This is a genomic window from Micromonospora sp. NBC_00617, assembly GCF_045161355.1.
Classification (GTDB): Bacteria; Actinomycetota; Actinomycetes; order Mycobacteriales; family Micromonosporaceae; genus Micromonospora.
The window spans coordinates 1011333-1032449 of the sequence record NZ_CP107751.1; the positions used below are offsets into that span (position 1 = coordinate 1011333).

Annotated in this window: 15 protein-coding genes; 8 read left to right on the forward strand and 7 right to left on the reverse strand. The window is 72.6% G+C overall.

Annotation, left to right across the window (positions count from 1 at the left end; genetic code table 11):
* Positions 1-3 precede the first annotated feature (3 nt).
* The 3 genes from OG505_RS04555 to OG505_RS04565 form a co-directional block, all read right to left on the reverse strand.
* A complete protein-coding gene (locus OG505_RS04555) occupies positions 4-897 on the reverse strand; it encodes a glycosyltransferase (RefSeq protein ID WP_405431208.1) in 894 nt (297 codons plus the stop codon).
* 87 nt (positions 898-984) lie between these two features.
* Positions 985-2778, reverse strand: a complete 1794-nt coding sequence (locus OG505_RS04560) for an ABC transporter ATP-binding protein (protein ID WP_405431210.1) — start codon at positions 2776-2778, stop codon at positions 985-987.
* Entirely contained in the window at positions 2775-4664 is a 1890-nt protein-coding gene (locus OG505_RS04565; RefSeq protein WP_405431212.1) for an ABC transporter ATP-binding protein, read from the reverse strand. Before OG505_RS04565 ends, OG505_RS04560 begins: the two co-directional genes overlap by 4 nt.
* A 158-nt stretch (positions 4665-4822) precedes the next feature.
* On the opposite strand from OG505_RS04565, the gene OG505_RS04570 reads away from it, so the two are divergent.
* Both OG505_RS04570 and OG505_RS04575 read left to right on the forward strand, forming a co-directional pair.
* Complete coding sequence (locus OG505_RS04570) at positions 4823-5740, forward strand: glycosyltransferase (RefSeq protein WP_405431214.1); 918 nt, start codon at positions 4823-4825, stop codon at positions 5738-5740.
* On the forward strand, positions 5737-6528 hold the full coding sequence (locus tag OG505_RS04575; RefSeq protein WP_405431216.1) for an LLM class F420-dependent oxidoreductase: 792 nt from the start codon (positions 5737-5739) through the stop codon (positions 6526-6528). Before OG505_RS04570 ends, OG505_RS04575 begins: the two co-directional genes overlap by 4 nt.
* A gap of 12 nt (positions 6529-6540) precedes the next feature.
* Here the strand turns inward: OG505_RS04575 and OG505_RS04580 are convergent, their stop codons facing one another.
* Positions 6541-9507 carry an amino acid adenylation domain-containing protein gene (locus OG505_RS04580; RefSeq protein WP_405431218.1) on the reverse strand — a complete coding sequence of 989 codons (2967 nt, stop codon included), beginning with the start codon at positions 9505-9507 and terminating at the stop codon, positions 6541-6543.
* A 77-nt stretch (positions 9508-9584) separates the two neighbouring features.
* Here OG505_RS04580 and OG505_RS04585 point away from each other — a divergent pair, with 77 nt between their 5' ends.
* The 5 genes from OG505_RS04585 to OG505_RS04605 are packed head-to-tail and all read left to right on the forward strand — an operon-like array spanning position 9585 to position 17056.
* On the forward strand, positions 9585-12527 hold the full coding sequence (locus OG505_RS04585; RefSeq protein WP_405431220.1) for a type I polyketide synthase: 2943 nt from the start codon (positions 9585-9587) through the stop codon (positions 12525-12527).
* A gap of 23 nt (positions 12528-12550) precedes the next feature.
* On the forward strand, positions 12551-14455 hold the full coding sequence (locus tag OG505_RS04590; RefSeq protein ID WP_405431222.1) for a non-ribosomal peptide synthetase: 1905 nt from the start codon (positions 12551-12553) through the stop codon (positions 14453-14455).
* Positions 14452-15189, forward strand: coding sequence for a thioesterase II family protein (locus OG505_RS04595; protein WP_405431224.1), 738 nt, complete (start codon positions 14452-14454; stop codon positions 15187-15189). Before OG505_RS04590 ends, OG505_RS04595 begins: the two co-directional genes overlap by 4 nt.
* On the forward strand, positions 15186-16247 hold the full coding sequence (locus OG505_RS04600) for an alpha/beta hydrolase (RefSeq protein WP_405431226.1): 1062 nt from the start codon (positions 15186-15188) through the stop codon (positions 16245-16247). Before OG505_RS04595 ends, OG505_RS04600 begins: the two co-directional genes overlap by 4 nt.
* On the forward strand, positions 16244-17056 hold the full coding sequence (locus OG505_RS04605) for a phytanoyl-CoA dioxygenase family protein (protein WP_405431227.1): 813 nt from the start codon (positions 16244-16246) through the stop codon (positions 17054-17056). The genes OG505_RS04600 and OG505_RS04605 overlap by 4 nt, the downstream gene beginning before the upstream one ends.
* Before the next feature lie 201 nt (positions 17057-17257).
* Here OG505_RS04605 and OG505_RS04610 read toward each other — a convergent pair whose 3' ends face one another.
* On the reverse strand, positions 17258-18340 hold the full coding sequence (locus OG505_RS04610) for a prenyltransferase/squalene oxidase repeat-containing protein (protein WP_405431228.1): 1083 nt from the start codon (positions 18338-18340) through the stop codon (positions 17258-17260).
* Positions 18341-18411: 71 nt separating this feature from the next.
* On the opposite strand from OG505_RS04610, the gene OG505_RS04615 reads away from it, so the two are divergent.
* Positions 18412-19479: a polysaccharide deacetylase family protein gene (locus tag OG505_RS04615; protein ID WP_405431230.1), complete on the forward strand. Its 1068-nt coding sequence runs from the start codon at positions 18412-18414 to the stop codon at positions 19477-19479.
* Here OG505_RS04615 and OG505_RS04620 read toward each other — a convergent pair.
* Positions 19397-19909, reverse strand: coding sequence for an S-adenosylmethionine decarboxylase (locus OG505_RS04620; protein ID WP_405431232.1), 513 nt, complete (start codon positions 19907-19909; stop codon positions 19397-19399). The two genes, OG505_RS04615 and OG505_RS04620, sit on opposite strands and share 83 nt — an antisense overlap.
* Positions 19906-21111, reverse strand: a complete 1206-nt coding sequence (locus OG505_RS04625) for a glycosyltransferase (RefSeq protein ID WP_405431233.1) — start codon at positions 21109-21111, stop codon at positions 19906-19908. The genes OG505_RS04620 and OG505_RS04625 overlap by 4 nt, the downstream gene beginning before the upstream one ends.
* Positions 21112-21117 lie beyond the last annotated feature (6 nt).

Here is a 21117-nt window from a genome sequence, read left to right on the forward strand (position 1 = left end):
ACCTCATCCGGCGTTGCTCGCCTGCGTCTGCCGCTCAAGCAGGTGGTCGTTGATGTCGAAGTAGCCGACGGGCGGGTCCGCGGACAGCACCCGGATCTCCGGGGTGTCGTATTTTTCGATGAGGTACCGGAGGTTGGTAGCGGCGGCCCGTTTGTTGTGCGCGTGGTCCTTGTCGTGCGGGAAGTGGATCGCGCTGGCCGCCCGGTCGACGACGAACCGCGCTCCGGCTCGGTGCAGTCGGTAGGCCAGGTCGACGTCCTCGTATCCCCAGGACCGGAACGCCTCGTCGAAGCCGCCGATCGCGCGCAGGTCGGCGGTGCGGGCCGACACGTCGCACGTCCAGTACATCAGCCAGGGTGCGGGCAGGTCGGCGATCGCGTCGCCCGGGTAGCGGCGGTAGAAGTGCTCGCGGTCATCCAGCCACCGGCCTTGCTCCGCCAGCGCGGCGATCGTGCCGTCGACGTCGTCGAAGTCGAGCGAGGCGTGCATCTGCTCGGCGTCTTCGTTGTTGTGGTTGAAGCAGTACACGTAGCCGATCACCGCGACCGAGGTGGCGCCGGTGTGGTTGTCCAGATGGGCTCGCACGCAACGGGAGTGGGCCAGCACGCCCGAGTCGAGGAAGACGCACACCTCGGCGGCGGCGTGCTGAATCCCGACGTTGCGCGCGGCGGCGACCCGGAAGCCCTCGTCGGGCTGGTAGAAGTACCGCAGGTCGAGGCGCTCGCGGAAGGTGTCCACCACCTCGGCGGTGGCGTCGGTCGACCCGTCGTCCACCACCAGCACCTCGAACCGGCGGCCGTCCATCTCCTGGCGGCTGAGCGCGTCGAGCGTGCGGGCCAGCAGCGCGACCCGGTTGTAGGTGGGCACGATGACACTGCAGTCTGGTCGACGGTCCATCACACATCCTCCTCGGCGGATACAGAAGACGTTGCCACACGTTGCCAAGCTTGGCAAATTCTGTGCCAGCGTTGACGTGCCGGCGGATCAGGCTGAGGCGTACGCCCGCGCCTGCATCGTGTACAGCTCCGCGTAGGTGCCGCCCGCGCGCATCAGCTCCTCGTGGGTGCCGTAGGCGTCGACCCGGCCGCCCTTCAGGACCACGATGACGTCGGCCATCCGCACGGTGGAGAACCGGTGCGAGACGTACACGGTCACCGCGCCGTGGACGTCCTGTTCCCGCGCCGCCGCGGCGAAGCGTTCGAACAGCGCGTGCTCGGCCATCGGGTCCAGCGCCGCGGCGGGCTCGTCGAGCGTGAGCAGTGCCGGTCGTTCCCGGATGAGCGCCCGGGCCAGACCGACGCGCTGCCACTGGCCACCGGAAAGCTCGGCGCCGTGCTCGTATCGCGAGCCCAGCACCGAACCCAGCCCGTCCGGCAGGCGCTCCAGCAGGTCGTCGAGGTCCGCCCGGTGGATCGCGTCCGCAACGGCCCGGTCGTCGGCGATGACTTCACCGTCGACGGCGCCGACGCCGACGCTGTCGCGTACCGCCAGCTCCAACCGCGCGAAGTCCTGGAACAGGGCGGCGGTGGTGGGACGGTCGGGGGTGGCGGCGGTCACGTCGCGTCCGTCGAACCAGATCCGCCCGCCCGTCGGCCGGTACAGCCCGCACAGCAGCTTCACCAGCGTGCTCTTGCCGGCACCGTTCTCGCCGACCACGGCGACCACTCCGCCGGGCGGCAGCGTCAGGCTGATCCGGTCCAGCACCGGGCGGTCGGCACCTGGATAGGTGAACGAAACGTCGCGCAGCACGATGCCGCGGCCGGCCGGCGGGTCGGCGTCCGCCACTGTCGCCTCCACCGGGTCCGGCTCCGCGCCGGGACGGGGCTCACCGAGCTTCTCGACCCGGGCGATCGTCCGCCCCGCCTGTTGCAACACACCGAGCAGGCCCACCGCCGTGATGATCTGCATGGTCGTCTGCACCGTCAGCGCGAGCACCATGACGAAGTCGCCGACCGTCGCCCGGCCCTCGGCCAGCTGCTGGAACACGAACAGCAGCGCGCCGGCGTATCCGGCGGCGAACGCCAACTGCCCGACGACCTTGCCCAACGCGGCGCGCAGTTGGCCCCGCCCCAGCCGCCGGGTGGCCGCCTCCCACGCGGCGGTGTGGCGGGCCACCACCTCGTCCTGCAGACCCCACAGCCGTAGCTCCAGGAGGCTCTCCGGCGCTGTGGACAACTCGAGGAAGTGCCGGGCGCGGCGGTTTTCCTCGGCCGCGCGCTCCTGGGCACGCTCGACCTCGCGGTGCGCCCACGCGCTTGCCATCACCAGGAAGACCGCCAGGCATGGCACCAGCACCAGCACCACGTGCAGCCGGGCGATCAGCACGGTGCTGACGGCCAGTTGCAGCGCCAGTCCGCCGAACTGCAGGATCGACTCGAGCGCCCGGTTGATCTCGAACGTGCGCGACTGGGCGACCTGCAGGTCGTCGGCGTAGTCGGGCTGTTCACGCTGCGACAGCGGCACACCGGCGTTAGCCGCGGTGAACAACCGCTGTTGCAGGTGGGTGTGCGACTGTTCGCCGAGTTCGAAGTAGAGCAGGTGGGCGAAGTGCCCGCCCATCAGCTCGACCAGCAGCAGCCCGGCGAGGAGCACGCCCAGCCAGGCGGCCCATCCGGTGCGGCCGGCGAGCAGCGCGTCGGTGAGCTCGCGCAGGCCCAGCGCGATGAACGGCGTGGCCAGGAACCCGGCGAGCAGCAGCAGGATCGACCGGATGAGCTTGCTCCGGTCGATCCGCCACGCCATCGTCAGCAGTTCCCGGGCGGCGGTCAACGTTCTCACGAGCGGCCTCCTGCGTGGTAGTCGGCCGGTCCCTCGGCCGCCGCGGCGGCGAACCGTCCGGCCTGGGTGCGGAACATCGACGCGTACGTCTCGGAACCCGACAGCAACTGGTCGTGGTCGCCGAACTCGGTGATCCGGCCGTCCCCCAGCACCGCGATCGCGTCGGCGCGGCGGACGGTGGAGAACCGGTGCGAGATCACGAGCGTGGTGAGCCCTTCGGTCAGCTCCAGGAACCGGTCGTAGAAGTCCACCTCCGAGCGCACGTCGAGCTGCGCGGTCGGCTCGTCCAGCACGAGCACCGTCGCGCCCTGGTGCACCGCGTAGAATGCGCGGGCCAGCGCCACCCGCTGCCACTGGCCCCCGGACAGGCCAGTGCCCCCCTCGTACTCGGGCGACAGCACGGTGTCCAGTCCGGACGGCAGGCGGTCGAGCACGTCGACAGCGTTGGCCCGGGCGAGCGCCGCGTGCATCGCCTCCTCGTCAACGGGCAGATGCGCCGCGCCGAGGTGCAGGTTTTCTCGCAGGCTCAGGTCGAACCGGACGAACTTCTGGAAAATGACGGCCAGGTCGCGTCGCCACCGCAGCGGGTCGAGGGCGGTCAGATCCTGCCCGTCGACAAGCACCGCGCCGGACGTGGGCGGATAGCCACCGGCGAGCAGCTTGACGAGCGTGGTCTTGCCCGCGCCGTTGATCCCGACGAGCGCCGTCGACCGGCCGGCGGCCAGCGTCAGGTCCAGTCCGCGCAAAATCTCCCTCTCGGAGTTCGGATAGCGGAAGCGCACGTCCTCGAAGCGGATCTCGTGTGGTGTGCGATCCTCGGGCGCCACGCGGGGTGCCGTGACGGCACGCCGCTCGGTCGGGGCGGCTTCGCCGACCAGCTCCCGGTACTCCGCCATGGTGTTCTGGTACTGCAGGCCGTACTGCGTCTGGACGTCACATTCCGGAAAGTACGCGCCGAAGCGCAGCGGCAGCAGTATCGCCTGCACCGCGACGACCAGCACCGCGACGCCCTCCGCCGGGTCGTACGACCCGCTGAGTAGCACGAACGACGCGACCGCGACCACGAACCCGATCGCTGTGTAACCGAGGAACGGCCGCAGGTACACCTCGCGGCGGCGGCGCCACAATGGCCGCAGGTAGCCGTCGGACTCGGCGGTGAAGCGCCGCTGTAGCCACGGCAGCAGGCCCAGCACACGGATCTCCTTGGCGGCACCCGGCTCGATGCCCAGCGCCTGGATGTAGTTCATCCGCTGACGGGCGTCGCCGAACCGGGCCCAGTCGTCGGTGAACGTCGCGAGCGCACCGCGCTGGCCGAACCGGATCACCAGCGCCCCGATGAGCAGCAGCACGGCGACCCACCACGACACCGTCGCGCCGACCAGCGCGAGCGCGGCGGCCAGCTGAAGGTAGCGGCCCGCGAGCATCGGCAGTACGCCGGCGCCCACGCCCGGCGTCGGTGCGGCGCGCAGGTAGGCGTCGCTGATCTCGGCCATCGCCGACACCGCGCGCTCCTGCTCCACCCGGTCGAGCGGCGCCCGCAGCGCCACCGACAGGTGGTCGCCGAGGACGTGCGCGTCGATGCGGCGCCCCGCCCACTTCGCGAGCGCCTCCTGGAACGGCGGCACCAGCTGCTGCCCGGCGAGCGTGACGAACGCGAAAACCAGTTCTGGCCCGGCCTCGCTGATCACGCCGCCGAGACCGGTGGTGCCCCCCGCCTCTGTCAGACGGGTCAGCACCCGGGCCATCGCCACGATGAACGCCGCCGGCAGCAACCCGGACAGGATCGCCAGGACCACCGTCGGCACCAGGACGTCCCACCCCGCGTACCGGAGCAGCGCCGTCATCCGCAGCCAGGACCGGATGCGCTCGCGCCGTATCACCTTCATGTTCGACTCCCGCCGCGTCGTCCAAGTATCAGTCAAAAGCAGACCACGCAGCCGTCCGCGTGGCAACTTTTGACAAATCTGCTTAGCCTGTTGCCTAGATGAGCTTTCGCATCCACGCCGATGACTCTCGTCGGCCGAGAACGGAGGGCAGCGCAACGATGGCGGGTAACTCCCCGGCGTGCAGCGTCGTGATCCCCACGTACAACCGGATGGACCTGCTGCGGCGGACGCTGGACGCGCTGACCCGGCAGGACATCGGGACCGACGCGTTCGAGGTGCTGGTCGTCGACGACGGCTCCAGCGACGACACCGAGGCAATGGTTGCCGGCTTCCGCGACCGGCTGGACGTGCGGTATTTCTTCCAGCCGGACGAGGGGTTCCGGGTCGCGGCCGCGCGCAACATGGGCATCGCCGAGGCGCGGGGTGACGTCCTCGTCTTTCTCGACTCCGGCGTGCTGGCGCACTCCGGCTGCCTGCGCGCTCACCTGCGCAGTCACGCGGCCGAGCAGCCGGCCGCGGTGATCGGCTACGTCTACTGCTTCAACTACGCCAACGAGGACGCCGGCGACATGCAGGAGACGCTCGACTTCGACGACGTCGATGGCACGATCGGGCTGCTGCGCCGCGAGGGCCGGTGGCTGGACATCCGCGAGGACTTCTACACGCGCGTCGGCGATCGGCTGCGCGACCTGCCGGCGCCGTGGCTGATGTACTGGACGTGCAACGTGTCGGCCCGCACCAGGCAGGTGCGCGCGGTCGGCGCGTTCGACGAGGAGTTTCGCACCTGGGGCTCGGAGGACATCGACCTGGCCTACCGGCTGCACCAGGACGGTGCGGTCTTCCTGATCGACCGCGACGCCGGCGCACTCCACCACCCGCACCCCAAGCTCGGGCTGGACAAGGCGATGGCGATGCGCAACCGCTACTACATCGCCGACAAGTACGACACGCCGATCACCCGGCTGCTCGCCGTGCGGCCGGTCATCGACTTCTTCGACATGAACGATCTCATCAAGGAGCGCGGGATGCCCAGTTGTGCCGAGTACCGGACGACGCGTGTGGGAACACCGACGTGACGGTCCGACCCGTCCGCATCGCCGTCCAGGTGCAGCCGCAGCACGCCGACTACCCCGCGATCCGGACCGCCGTCGTGCAGGCCGAGGAACTCGGCGTCGACATGGTCTGCACGTGGGACCACTTCTTCCCGCTGACCGGCGACCCCGGCGGCCGGCATTTCGAGTGCTGGACCATGCTGGCCGCCTGGGCCGAAGCCACAACGCGGGTGGAGCTCGGGCCGCTCGTGTCGTGCAGCGGATACCGAAACCCGGATCTGCTGGCCGACATGGCGCGCACCGTCGACCACATCAGCGGCGGCCGGGTGGTGCTGGGGCTGGGCTCCGGCTGGTTCGACAAGGACTTCGTCGAGTACGGCTATCCGCCGGCCACTCCGGTCGAGCGGCTGGACGAGTTCGCCGCCGCGCTGCCACGCATCCGGGCGCGGCTGAGGGCGCTCAACCCGCCGCCGGTGCGCCCGATCCCGCTGCTGATCGGCGGCAGCGGCGAGCGGCGGACGCTGCGCCTCGTGGCCCGGTATGCCGACCGCTGGCACAGCTTCGGCGACGTCGACACGATGCGGCACAAGATCGCGGTGCTGCACCGCCACTGCGCCGAGATCGGTCGTGACCCCGGCGACATTGAGATCTCCGGCAGCATCGGCGGCGGGCCGTCGCCGGCCGGCGAGCCCGAGGACCTCGGGCCGCAGCTGCGCGATCTCGGAGTGTCGCTGTTCACCCTCGGCGTGTCCGGCCCGGACTACGACTTCGGCGCGCTGCGCCGCTGGGTGGCGTGGCGCGACGCCCAGTGACCGGCGCCCGATTCACGCCCGCAGCCGCTCGTCCAGGCGCTTCACCAGGTCGCGTGCCGTCTCCTCGGCGACCCGCTCCGGCCGGTGGTAAGCGGTCAGCCGCAGGCCGTCGTCCTCCGGCCAGAGCTCCACGTGCAGGTCCAGCGGGAGGTCCAGGTACCGCTGGCGGACGAACATTGTGCGAGCCCCGTCGAGGCGCAGCTCCGCAGGTGCGTTGTCCTGCAGAGCGAAGAGCACCTGGTACGCCAGCTCGGACGCGGGCCCGTCCTGTGCGGCGAACGCGTCGCCGAAACACTGCCCGGTCGCGCGCAGGGCGGCCGGGCCATCGGCGAGCGCGGCACCCCGCAGCCGCAGGCAGAGCATCGTGAGGTGGCAGCCGACGGCGAGCTCCGATCCGGCGCCGTGGCGCTGCGCCACCGGCACGCCCACGGCCAGGTCCCGCTGACCGGTGACCTCGGCCAGGGCGGCGCCGAAGTGGTACAGCAGGACGGCGAACCGGCTGACGCCGGCAGAACGGGCCGCGTCGTCCACCGCGGCGAGGACCGCCGGCTCGATCCGGGTCGGAACCAGCCCGGGGCCGTTGGTGCCGGCACCGTCCGCCGGGCTGCCCGGCCAGCGCACCGGCGGCGGGCCGGCGTACCCCGCGCGGTCGGGCCGAACGTCGGTCCCGCTGGCCGCGACCCGCGCGATGTGGTCGCGGTAGGAGTGGGCGAGGGACGGCGGAGCCGGTTTGGCGGGCGGCTCGGCACCGCACCGGGCGGCGTTGTACGCCGTCGCGAGGTCCCGCGCGAGTACCGCCTCCGACCAGCCGTCGAACGCGATGTGGTGGATCACGCAACCGAACACCGTGGCATCGCCGGCCCCGGCGACCGCCACACGCCACACGTCGGCCTCGCCGATCACCAACTCGTCCGCGAAGAGCCGCCGCAGCGCCGCCATCGCCTCCTCCACCGAGGGTGCGGCCGGCAGCACCTCCAGCGGCGGCGGATCGATGTCGAGGACCTCCGCCATCGGCCGGGGGTCGGCCACGTACGCGGCGCGTAGCGGCTCGTGCCGCGCGTGCACCGCCCCCACCGCGGTTTCCAGCGCCGCGTGGTCCAGATCGCCCTCAATGACCCAGGTGAGCAGGCAGTGCCCGGTCCGGTCGGCGGGGTCGACGAGGTGCCGGGTGAGGTAGACCAGCTGCATGGGCGTGAGCGGAACCGCGTCGCCATCCGGGGTGTCCGGGGCCGGCTGGTCCGCGCGGAGCCACGCCGCGAGGGCCCGCGCGCTCGGGTGTTCCAGCAGGCGGACCAGCGGCACCGGGCGGTCGAGACGCGCCGCCAGCCGCGCGCATGCCCGCCCCAGGTCGAGTGAGCTGGCGCCCAGCTCGGTGAAGGGCACGTCGACCGGCGCGCTGTCCTGGCCGAGCACCTCGGCGAACACCTCGGCCACAAGCGCCTCGCCGCCGTCAGCGGCCGTGGTCACCCCTACGGCGCGCATGGGCCGGGGATCGAGCGTGGCGAGCAGTGCCCGCTCGTCCAGCTTGCCCTGTGGCGTCACGGGGAACGCGCCGACGGTGTGCACTGCCGTCGGCACCTGATAGGCGGGCAGCACCTCACGCAGCGTGCCGATGGCACCGTCGAGCGGGTCGCCGGGCCGCTCGGGAATGCACCAGGCGACCAACGCGGGCTCGCCGCCGCCGGTCCGGTCTGCCACCACCCGGCAGGAGCGCACCGGCAGCAGTTCCTCGACGCGGCGCTCGATCTCCGCCGGTTCGATGCGGTGCCCCCGGATCTTCACCTGGCGGTCGGCGCGGCCGCGGAAGTGCAGCAGCCCGTCAGCGTCGCGGAGGCCCAGGTCGCCGGTCCGGTACACGCGCACGGTCCGGCCGTCGGCCGTGACGTTCACGAACTTCTGTGCGGTCAGTTCGTCGTCGCCGAGGTAGCGCAGCGCCAGCCCGGCGCCGGCGACGCAGATCTCGCCGACCGCACCGGGCGCGCACGGCCGGTCGCCGTCCAGCACGAGCACTTCGGTGCCCGGCACGGGCCGGCCGAGCGGAACACCGCCGGCCCGCCGGGCGTCCTCCGGGCGGATCCGATGAGTCGTCGTGAATACCGTGCTTTCCACCGGGCCATATCCGTTGAGCAACAGCACATCGGGATGCTGCCGCAGGAACCGGCCCACGTGCGTGGGGGAGAGCCGTTCGCCGCCGATCATCAGTTGTCGCAACCCGTCGAATGCGCCGAGGTCCTCGTCCACGACCATGTCGAACAGGCTGCTGGTCAGCCAGACCGTCGTCACGCCGTGGCGGGAGACGCCCTCGCGCAGCGCGCCGGCCGTCAGGTAGGGCTCCGCGACGATCACCGACGTGCCGCCGTTCAGCAGCGCTGCCCACAACTCGAGGGAGTACGCGTCCCACGGTGACGGTGCCGCCAGCGGAACGACCGTGTGCTCGCCGAACGTGGCGAACGTCCCCTCCATGAACAGCCGCGCGGTGGCCCGGTGCGGGGTGAGGACGCCCTTTGGCCGTCCGGTCGTCCCCGAGGTGAAGAACACGCAGCACGGCGCGTGGCCGCCGACCTCGGCGGGCCGGAAGTCCGGCGGCAAGGACAGTGGCTCCTCCGGTGGTGTCCACACCGGACGGCGTACGCCGGGCACCGGGCGGTCGGCGATCAGCACTGGCGCGGGCAGCATCGCGGTCACCTCGCCGAGGCGCGCTGCCGGCCAGGCCGGGTCGAGCATCGCGTACGCCGCGCCGGTCTTCAACACGGCCAGCAGCGCCGTCACCTGGTCGGTGCCACGGGGGAGAACCACCGGGACACAGCTGCCGGGGCCGACCCCGGCGCCGGCGAGCCGCGCGGCCCAGCCGTCCGCGGTGCGGTCCAGCTCGTCGTAGGTGACGGGGCGCTCCTCGGCGACGAGGGCGACGGCGTCGGGACGGAGCCGGGCCAACCGCGCGACCCGCTGGTGCAGACCCTCGTTGAGATCGTTCCGCACGACTGCCTCCCGTCCCGTGTTTCCAGTCAGGCGCCTCCCATGTTGCCTAAAATTGCCTACTGAGGCAACCTGGGGACATGAGCCGCGACCGATCGCTCGACATCGCCGTCACCGGCGTGCACGCCCTGTTCCCCGGAGCCGCCGACCTGGACGACTGGTGGAATGCCGTGCTGGCCGGCCGGGTGCTCACCACCCGGCTCGACCGCACCGACCTGCTCTCCGCCGGGGTTCCGCCGGAGCTCGCCGACGACCCCGACTACGTGCCGGTGCGGGGACATCTCGACGAGGCCGACCGCTTCGACCACGCGCTGTTCCGGATCAGCGCCCGCGACGCGGAGCTGATGGACCCGCAGCACCGCCTCATGCTCGAATCGGCATGGGCGGCCCTGGAGGACGCCGCCGTGCGGTCCGCCGACCTCACCACCGCCGTGTACGCGTCGGACAGCGGCAGCGGCTACCTGCGGGCGATGCTCGCCGCCGGCCCGCTCGATCCGCTCACGCTCGACCAGGCACTGCACGGCACCGAGCCTGACTTCATCGCCAGCCTCATCGCGTACAAACTGGGCCTCACCGGCACGGCGCTCGGCGTGCGCACCGCATGTTCCTCGTCGCTGGTCAGCGTGCACCTGGCCGTGCAGGCGCTGATCAACGGCGAGTGCGACCAGGCCGTCGTGGTCGCCGCCGGCATCGACTACCCGCAGGCCGGCCACCTGCACGTGCCCGGCGGCATCCAGTCGGTGTCGGGGCACTGCCGCCCGTTCGACGCGCGGGCCGACGGCGTGGTGGCCGGCTCCGGCGTCGCCTGCGTCGTGCTGCGCAGGCTCGCCGACGTCACTGACGGCCCGCCGTTGTACGGCGTGCTGCTCGGCACGGCCACCAACAACGACGGCTCCGCCAAAGCGGGCTACTACGCGCCGTCGGCCGAGGGTCAGGAGGCAGTCATCGTCGCCGCCCTCGCCGCCGCGGACGTCGGCGCGGACTCGATCGGCTACCTGGAGGCTCACGCGACAGGCACCCACGTCGGCGACCCGATCGAGTGGTCGGCCGCGAGCGCCGCGTTGTCGGCCGGTGGCGCGCACCCGGGTCAGGTGGCGGTCGGCGCACTCAAGTCCACCATCGGCCACCTCGACTCGGCGTCCGGGCTGGCCGGGCTGATCCGCGCGATGCGGGTGCTCCGCGAGGGCGTGGTGCCGCCGGTCACCGGCTTCACCGAGCTCAACCCGTTGCTCGATGTCGCCGGCGGCCCGCTGTACGTGCCGACCGCCGCCGGTCCGTGGACCGGTCCGGAGCCGCGGCGCGCCGGGGTCAGCTCGTTCGGCATCGGCGGCACCAACGCCCACGTCATCGTCGAGCAGCCGCCGCCCGCGCCAGTGGTCCCGCCGCGGCCGGAGCGGGAGCGGCTCGTGGTCCTGTCCACCGCGGGCACGGACGCCCTCGACCGTGCGGCGGACCGGCTCGCCGGCCACCTGCGCCGCGCCGAGCCCGACCTGGCCGACGTGGCGTACACCCTGGCCACCGGCCGGAACCCGCTGAACAGCCGGCTGGCAGTCACCGGCCGGACCGCCGCGGAGGTCGCTGAGCGCCTCGAGCACGCCGCCGGTGTGGTCCGTGGCGCCTGCCCGACCGGGGGTCCCGCGCCGGTCGTGTTCCTGCTGCCGGGGCAGGGCACCCAACGGCCGGGCATGGCGATCGGGCCGGCCGCCGTGCTGCCCGGGTTCGCCGACGAACTGGACGCATGCTTGCGGGGGTACGGCGCCGCGCTCGCCGCGCACCTGCGCCACGCGCTGTACGACCCGGAGTTCCCGGCCGAGGACCTGGCCGCGACCGTGCTGGCTCAGCCGGCGCTGTTCGCGATGGAGTACGCCATCGGCCGGGCCCTGATCGGACTCGGCGTCGCCCCGGCCGCGCTGGTCGGCCACAGCCTCGGCGAACTGACCGCCGCCTGCCTGGCCGGCGCGATCGACCTGCCCGACGCCGCCCGGTTCGTCGCCGCCCGCGGCGAGGCGATGCACGGTTGCCCGCGCGGGAGCATGCTGGCGCTCGGCTGCGACCCGGGGACCGCGCGGTCATTGCTCGCCGACGCCGGTGCGGACCTCGAACTGGCCACCGAGAACGGCGCCGATAGCTGCGCGGTCGCCGGACCGGACGAAGAGATCGGGCGGTTCCGCGCCTGGCTGGGTGACCAGGTCCTGACCCGGGTGCTCCCGACCAGCCACGCGTTCCACAGCAGCCTGATCGAGCCGGCGCTGCCCGCGCTGGCCCAGGCGTTGACCGGTGTCACGCTGCGCCCGCCGGCCGTGCCCTACGCGAGCAACCTCAGCGGACGCTTGATCGAGCCGGGCGAGCCGATCTCGGCGGACGACCTCGTCGCACAGGCCCGCCGCCCCGTGCTCTTCGCCGGTGGCCTGGCCGCGGTCGCCGAGCGGCTGCCCGGCTGCCTGGCGATCGAGGTGGGGCCGGGTCGGGTGCTGTCCGGTCTCGCCGCGGCCGCCGGTCTCGACGCCGTCCCGCTGCTGCCGATGCGCGACGAAAGGCCGGCCCAGGAAGTGGTCGACGCGCTCGGCACGCTCTGGACGCGTGGGCAGCCGCTGGCGCCGGAACTGCTCGGCGCGGACGGTGGCCGGCCCGTGCACCTGCCCAGCTACCCGTTCGCCGACCGGCGATGGAGCGCGCCGGAGGTGGCGCCGGTGGCCGCAGCGGCCGCGACGCGAGCCCCGGTGGCGGCAGCCGGCCCGGCAGCCGGTCCGGCACCGGCCGACCAGGTCCCGGCTGCCGCCCCCGCCGTCGTGCTGCCCAAGCTCTGGGCCGAGGTGCTCGGACACGGCGACCTGGACGACGACTCCGACTTCTTCGCGCTGGGCGGAGACTCGCTGCTCATCACGCAACTCGCCCGCCGCATCCACGAGGAGTTCGGGCTCCGGGTGCCGCTACGCGAGTTGCTCGCCGGTCGCACGCTCGGCCGGCAGACGGCCCTCGTCCGCGACAAGTTGCGCAGTGCCGCGGCCGGCACCACCTCCTGAACCCCGAGACCTGAGGAGAAGCAATGACAGTCACCGTCGAGCCAGCCACGGCAGGCCTGGGCGCGCCACTGCCCGAGACCGGCCGCGAACCGGTACACCAGGCCGTCATCCGATACGCCCACAGCCGGCCGGGCCATCCCGCGGTTCGCGGCGGCGGCACCTGCGTCAGCTACCGGCAGCTGGACGCCTGGTCCGCCCGCCTGGCCGCGGACCTGGCCGCAGCCGGTGCCGGGACCGGCACCCGGGTGGGCGTCCTGGCCGAACCGTCACCGGCAATGGTCGCGGCTGTCGTCGGCATCCTGCGCGCCGGCGCCGCGTATGTCCCGGTCGACCCCGCCTGGCCCGATCGCCGGATCACCGAGGTGCTCGACGACGCCGGGGTCGCCGCCGTGGTATGCGCCGGTGGCGACGCGTCGCGCCTCGCCGGGACCACTGTCCCGGTCGTGCTGGCGGGGGAGCACGAACCGGACGGACAGCCTGCGGAGCCCTCCACGGAACTCGTGTCCGACGACGCCGGCGCCTACGTCATCTACACCTCCGGCAGCACCGGCGAACCCAAGGGCGTGCTCGTCACGCACGGGCAACTCGCCGCGTCCACGCTGGCCCGCCGGCTGGTCTACCCCGGCGCGCCGACCTTCCTGCTCGTGTCGCCACTGGCCTTCGACTCCTCGGTCGCCGGGCTGTGGGGAACGTTGACCGCCGGTGGCACGCTGGTCGTCGCGTCCCGTGCGGAGGTCCGCGACCCGGAGCAGCTGGTCGAGCTGATCCGCCGTCACAACGTGACGCAAACGCTGTGTGTGCCGTCGCTGTACGGTGTGCTGCTTGACGCCGCCCGGCGGGCCGGCGTCGGCGCGCTGGACAGCCTCCAGACCGTCGTGGTGGCTGGTGAGCCGCTGCCCGAGCAGCTGGTCGAGCGGCACTTCGCCGAGCTCCGGGCCGGCGTCACCCTGGTCAACGAGTACGGCCCGACAGAGGCGACGGTGTGGGCGAGCTACCGCGCGTTCGACGCGCCCGGGCCGGTGTCGATCGGCGGGCCGATCCCCGGTGCCCGGCTGTACGTCCTGGACGACGATCTCCGGCCGGTACCGCCCGGCACCGTCGGTGAGTTGTGCGTCGGCGGCGCGGGCGTCACTGCCGGCTACCTGGGTCGGCCCGACGCCACCGCCAAAGCTTTCCCGCTCGACCCGTTCACCCCTGTTGCTAACGCGCGGATGTACCGCACCGGCGACCGCGTTCGCTGGAACCCGGACGGCACGCTGCACTTCGTCGGCCGCCAGGACCACCAGGTGAAGATCCGGGGCCACCGGGTCGAGCTGGGCGCCGTCGAGTCCGCCCTCGCCGCCGTGCCGGGCATCCGCGACGCCGTCGTGCTCCCGGACTCCGGCCACAGCGTTCTCGTCGGCTTCGTCCGCGCGGACCCCGGGATCGACCCCAAGCAGGTGCACGACGCGCTCGCCGAGCGGCTCCCACAGGCCATGATCCCATCCCACATCCGCGTGTTGGACCACTTCCCGCTCACGTTCAGCGGCAAGGTCGACCGGGAGCAGCTGCGTGCCGCCGCGGACGAGCCGACCGCGGCACCTGCCCCACAGGCGCCGCAGGCGGGAGTGGTGGCCGGGGTCACGGCCGCATGGTCGGAGGTGCTGAAAATCGCGCAGGTGCCGGCCGACGGCAACTTCTTTGACCTCGGTGGGCACTCGCTGGCGATGTTCCAGCTGCAGGACGCCCTCGAACGGCACACCGGCGTGCGGCCCTCCGTGGTGGCGCTCTTCCAGCACACCACAGTGTCGGCGCAGGCCGACCTGGTCACCGCGGGTGGCACGAGCACCGGCCAGTCGGCACCGGACCGCAGCGCGGCCGTCGCCCGGCGCGCCCGCGCTGTGCGGGCCCGGCGCCAGCGCGCCAACTCGGGGGAGCGGTCGGCATGAGCGCGCAGCCGGACCGGTGGTTCCAGCGCAGTGTCGAGTGCCGCGAACTGCGGCAGGTCCTCGTGGCGTTCCCGCACGCCGGCGGCTCCGCCGGGTTCTTTCGTGACTGGGCCACGCAGCTGCCCGGTGCCGACGTACTGGCGGTGCGTTACCCGGGCCGCGCCGAACGGATCGACGAGCCGCCACCGGCCGACATGGTGCGGCTCGGCAGGGACATCGCGGACGCCCTCGGCGAGTTGCTGGCAGACACCGACGTCCCACTGACCCTGTTCGGGCACAGCATGGGGGCGGTCGTGGCGCTGGAGACCGCCCGCGCGCTGGAGGAGCTGGGTGTCCGGCCGGCACACCTCATCGTGTCTGGCTCCCGCGCGGGCCCGCTGCCGGAGGTGGCGCCGCCGACCGAGCTGGAGGCCGACGAACTCGCGCTCCGGCTGGCCGCGCTCGGCGGCACCGACGCGGCGATGCTCGACGACCCGTTCTTCCGGGAGCTGGTGCTGCCGTACATCCGCAGCGACGGAGAGATGTTCCACGCCTACCGTCATCGGCGGGAACCGGTGCTGCACTGCCCGGTCACCGCGGTGGTTGGCGCGGACGACACCGACGCCGACCAGCGCCCGTGGCCGGAGCTGACCACCGCCGGGTTCCGTGAGCACGTCGTCGCCGGGCACCACTTCTATCTGGTCGACGAACCGCCGTACGAGCTGCTCCGCAACGCGCTGGCGGTGACCCGGTGACGGCGCTGCACGACGCACCCGCGACGGTCGGGCCGCCGCCCGCGGTCGACCACGAGCTGGCCGCGCCGCTGTCGGCGATCCTGGCCGGGATGCCCGGCCCGCTCAGCCCGGAGCTGATCGCCGACCGGCGCGCGCGCACCGCGGCGGGCCGCCTGCCGGATGAGGACATCCGGCGGGCCGGCGTGTTCGAGCTGACCGAGCTGACCGCGCCGGGTCCGCCCGGCGCGCCGGAGGTGCCGCTGCTGCTGTGTCGCCCCACCACGGGCGTCGGACCGTATCCGGTCATCTATCACACGCATGGTGGCGGGATGGTGGCTGGCGGCACCCGTACCGCGGAGCTGGCCGACGACCTGGACCGGGCGCAGGCGCTGGGATTGGCGGTCGTGGCGGTGGACTACCGGCTGGCGCCGGAGCACCCCGACCCCGCACCGCGCGAGGACTGTTACGCGGGACTGGTCTGGCTCGCGCGTCACGCCGCGGGGCTTGGGCTGGATCCGGAGCGGATCGTGGTGAGCGGCAACAGCGCGGGCGGCTGCCTGGCCGCCGGGCTGGCTCTTGCCGCCCGCGACCGTGGTGGCCCGCCGCTGCTCGGGCAGATGCTGCAGTGCCCGATGCTCGACGACCGGTGCGACGCGCCCGCACAGCACCAGCTCCGCCGCACCGGATTGTGGGACGGCGCCTCCAACCGCGCCGGATGGACGGCGCTGCTGGGCGAACGCCGCGGCACGGCCGACGTCTCCGCGCTGACCGCGCCGGCCCGGGCCGCCGACCTGTCCGGCCTGCCACCCGCATTCGTCGACGTGGGGTCCGCCGAGGCACTGCGGGACGAGGCGACCGCCTACGTCACGCGGATCTGGCAGGCCGGCGGTGAGGCCGAACTGCACGTCTGGTCCGGGGCCTTCCACAGCTTCGACCAGTGGGTCCCGGACGCGGTCGTCTCCCGCACCGCGAAGCAGACCCGTAGGGACTGGCTGCGCCGGCTGCTGGAACGCGGCGGCCGGGTATGCCAACAACTGACCGGCAACACCGTTCACGACGAGAGTGGAGGGATCACATGACCCCGCGCACCGCAACACCGGGACCGGCCGTCGACGGCCTGGCCGCGTCGCTGGATGTCGACCAGTTCCGTCGGTCCGGTTACCTGATCCTGCCCGGCTTCCTGCCGGACGACCTGGTGGACCGGATCCGGCCCGAGGTCGACCGGTGGGTGGACGAAGGGCTGCGTGCCCAGTCGATCCAGTGCAGCATCGATCCGGACACCCACGGCGTGCCGCAGGTGCTGGAGCTGGAGATGCCGGCGCACGGCGAGCTGATCACACACCCGCCGCTGATGGCGGTGCTCACCCGGCTGATGGGCCCGTCGTTCGCGTTTCACCACCTGCACAGCGACCGGCAGGAGCCGGAGCGTCCGGGCAAGGCGTGGCACCACGACTACGAGCAACAGCCGCAGACCGACCGGACGTACACGATGATCCACACGTTGCACTACCTCGACGGCCTCGACGCCGACACCGCGCAGTTGGTCGTCCTGCCCGGCTCGCACCTCGAAGTCGCGGAGAAGGACGCCCGCGCCGCGACGGGTACCGACTCGCTGCCCGGCGAGGTGGTGATCGACCGGCTGCCGCGCGGCTCGACCGTCGTGCTGCATTCGGCGCTCTTCCACGCCCGTCGCGCGCTCCCCGGTGGCGGGGGCCGGGACCGCTACTTCATCGACGCGTCGTACTGCCAGGCCGGGATCCAGTGGCCTCAGGTCAAGCCCTACTGGCGCGCTTCCCTGACCCGGGCGCGCGAGCTGGGTCTCGGCGCGTCGTGGCCGGATCTGTTCGACGAGCGGCACTTCAGCGGTTTTCAGCGACCGGCTGAATGATTTTTGTTTCAAACCGGCGTTACCAGGAGACAGTAGTCGATGGAAGGTGATGCTGTCGGGGGGAGACAACACCCATGGTTTTCTGGTGCGTGAGCCGGACGGTTGGTGCTAGCTCGGACATCGACTGGCCCAGATGAGACAACGGGGATGACTCGGCGGGCGCGGGACCGAAGGTGGTCCCGCGCCCGCGGCGTGCGGGTGTCAGCGCGTGGTGCGGTCCAGGACGGCGTCGGCCAGGAACTTGACCGCCCAGTTGGGGAACGTCAGCGGCTCGAAGCCGCCGGTCAGTGGCCAGGAACCCGCGATGGCGCCCACCGTGGCAGGCTCGATCGGCTGCTGTACCTGCAGCTGCGCCAGCCGGTCCAGAACGCTGTCGCAGCGGGCGCGCATGCCCACGTCACCGGTACGGCGGGCGACGTCGAGCCAGACCGTGACCAGCTGGGCGTCGCCGGTCAGGCATGCGTACTCTGCTCGCGGCGTGAAACCGGGGCCGATCTCGCCGGGCAGCAGCGGATCCAGGTTGGTGCGCAGTGCCGCCAGCCCCGTCGCGCACCGTACCGCGGCGTCGGCGCACCGGCCCGCCGGCTCGGGCAGCTCGGCGCCGACCAGGTCGGCAGTGCGCAGCATGCCGCGCAGCGTGTACCCGATCGTGTGGGTCCATTGCGGATGGCCCGGGCTGAAGGCCATGCCGTCGATCCAGCCGTCGGGGCGGACCTGGCTGCTCAGCCAGTCGAGGGACCGGCCGACGGCCGCGAGGAGGCCCGGCTCGGCGGTGACCCGCCACAGCTCGGCCAGCGCCCAGGTGATGCGCGACGAGTATGTGTTCGGAGCATCGAAGTGCGACAGCCACGTGCCGGACGGCTGTTGTGCCGCGAGCAGCCAGGCACCGGCCCGGACCGCCGCGTCGAGTACCGGCGCCCGGCGCGTGTCGTGCCACAGCGCGAGCAGGCCCAGCAGGATCTGGCCGGTGTCGAACGCGACCGGCGACCCGTCGACGCCCATGCCGCCGGGAAAGCTGCCGTCGGCGCGCTGCAGGCCCAACAGCCAGTCACCGACCAGCGCGGCCCGGTCGGCCAGCTCCGGCCGGTCCAGCGCTTCGGCGGCCCGCAGCAGGGTGGGGATGAGGTATCCACTGGTCTCCGGATACGGCGGCTGCCAGCCACATCGCAGGTCGTAGCCGGCCGAGACGCCCTGCTGGCCGGTCGCGTCGTGCGCGGCACACACCCACGTGACCGCGCGATCGAGGACGGCGCGGTGTGGCACCCGGGAACTCTCGTCGGACATGTCGCTGCCTCCAAGCATGCCAAGTGAGTCATGCAGTTGCCAAATATTGCCAGAACGGTCAGCATAGCTTCATGTGGTATTCGGGAATCTCCTGGGACGGTGCGGGCTTCGAGGTCGAGGTGGTCGACGAGGCGGGCCGGGCGGTGCGGCCGGCGACCCGGTTCCCCGCGCGGCGGGCCGGCGGGATCGCCGGTTACCTGCGGGCCCTCGAGCAGCCGGCGGTGGCGGTGATCGACAGCACCAACGGGCTGATTGACGGGCACCTGACCGTCGCCGGGATCCAGGTCTACCGGGCTGATCCCGGCGTCCTGCCGCCGCGTCCGCGGTTCGGGTCGGTGGCGGCGGGCACACTGGCCCGCGCCGCGCAGCAGGACCTGGCCCGGCTCGCCCCACTGGACCTGGCCGACGGGACGCTGGGCGGCCGGGGCGAGGACCTCAACGCCGGCTTCGCGTCCAGCGTGGAGGTGGTCGCCGAACTCACCGCGGCCGGGCGGTGCCTCACCAATGGCGCCCGCGACCGGCAGGCCATCGCGCTGACCTTCGACGACGGGCCGCTGCCGCCCTACACCGGCCAGGTGCTGGACATCCTCGACCGGTATGCGGTCCGGGCGACGTTCTTCTGCGTCGGAATGCTGGCCGACGCGTTCCCGGACACGGTCGCCGACATCGTCGCGCGGGGCCACGCGCTCGGCAACCACACGTGGTCCCACCCGTTTCTGCCGGAGCTCACCCGCCCGGAGGTGGCGGCCCAGGTGGAACGTGCCGGTGAGGCGATCGCGCGGGCGTCCGGCGGCGAGCCGCCGGTGCTGTTCCGCCCGCCCTACGGCGGACGATCACCGCAGCTGCTGCGCCACCTCGACGAGCTGGACTCGATCGTTGTGCTCTGGGACGCGATGGGCTTCGACTGGGCGCTGCCCGGCGCTCGGCACATCAGCACTTCCGTGCTCGACAAGGTGCAACCCGGGTCGGTCGTGCTGCTGCACGACGGCGGCGGTGACCGACAGCAGACCGTCGCGGCGCTGCCGGCCATCATCGAGGGTCTGCTCGACCGGGATCTCAGCTTCGCCGGGGTGCACGACCTGTTGTCCGCCGCGGCGGCGCGCTCCGCGGCCGGCGCGGGCTCGGCACCTGAGGGGTGAGCCGGACGTCGTGCCAGTGGCGGACGGCCCGCTCGATTGCGCGCGGCCAGTCCTCACCCCGGCGCACCGAGGTGCGCTCCAACACCGTGAAGTCACCGACGAACTCGCGGAACTGCTCGAACACCGTCTCCTCGGCAAACGGCTTGCAGGAGAACAGGTTGAAGAACAGCTCGCCGAGACCGGGGTAGGTGTGCACCGCGGCGTGCGACTCCGCCAGGATCACCACGGCGGAGTGGCCCGCCCGCTGCGGTGAGCCGTCCTCGGACCCGATGGCCGGACCGGCGATGATCCGCATGCCGACGGCGGCCACCATCCGGCGTAGGAACTCGCCGAGCGCGTGGCCGTCATCCAGCGGCCCGCGGTCGGCGATGCCGACCAGCCGGAGAGTCAGTTCGGTGCCGTAATGGTCGCTGTACTGCTCGGATGTCATGAAAACCTCCCACTGTTGGTGAGCACGTCGGACCGGCCGACCTCGTGGAGCACCTCGACGACCCGGTCCGCGCCGCCGGTCCCTGAACCGGGCCCTCGGCTCGCGGCCGCGCGGTGCCCGGCCGCCCCGCGGACCAGGGCGCGCAGGCGCGGCGCCGACCAGTCCTCGTCGGCACAGTTGAGCCCCAGGCCCTGCCGGGCGAGCATGTCCGCGAAGTAGCCGCGTTCCGGGTCGGTTCCGGCGAACACGAGCGCTGGCACCTCCGCCTCCACCGCGCTCGCCAGGGTGTTGCGGCCGCCGTGGCAGATCAGCACGTCGGCGCGGTCGAGCAGTCGCCGCAGCGGCACGAGCGGGGCCACCCGGACGTTTCCGGCGGGCGACCGGTCCGACCACCGGGGATCTACCCGGCCGGCGGTGATGAGTACGTCGACGTCGGTGCCGTCGAACGCCGCCACGCACCGGGCGAAGTACTCCGGCACGTCCGTGGGCGGGCCGCTGCTGTAGGCGAGGACTGCCACCCGGCCGGGACGCGGCCAGTCATCGGCCACGCCGGACGGCAGCGCGCGGTCGAGCGCGTCCCAGGCCAGCCGGCCGACATACTCACCGTCTGCGTGCAGCGCGACGATCGGGTCGAGCACCGGCGGCAGCGGAAACACCAGCCGGGTGCTCCAGGTGAACAGGAGCTGCGACAAGTCCGGCGGAGCAGTCAGGCCGAAGCGGTCCAACGCCTTACCGAATGCCGCGGTGGCGGCGCGCGCCGGTGGCTGGAAACCACTGCTGCCCGCCCCGAAGCCGCTGTGGTCCGGCCAGGTGACCGGGGAGACCACCGGCACACCGAGCAGCCGTCCGGCCACCACCGAGGTGACGTCGTAGTCGTGGAACACCGCGTCGATGCGGTGTTCCACCAGCAGGCCACACTGCCGCTCGATCAGCTCCGTCACGAACCGGCTGTCCGTATACACCGAGCGGGAGAGCAGGTCATCGAGTCGCAGGACGTCATCCTGATCGGGATAGTCGGTGGCCGGCAGACCGGGCAGCGGCACTGCGGCCACGTCCATCCGCCGCAACAGCGGGGCGAAGTGCGGGCCGGAGAAGACGACCGGCTCGTCGCCGGACCGCAGCGCCGCCTCACGGACGGACAGCACTGTCGACGCGGAGCCGATCCCGTAGGACCAGATCCCGGGCACCAAGGCGATGCGCACAGCGGC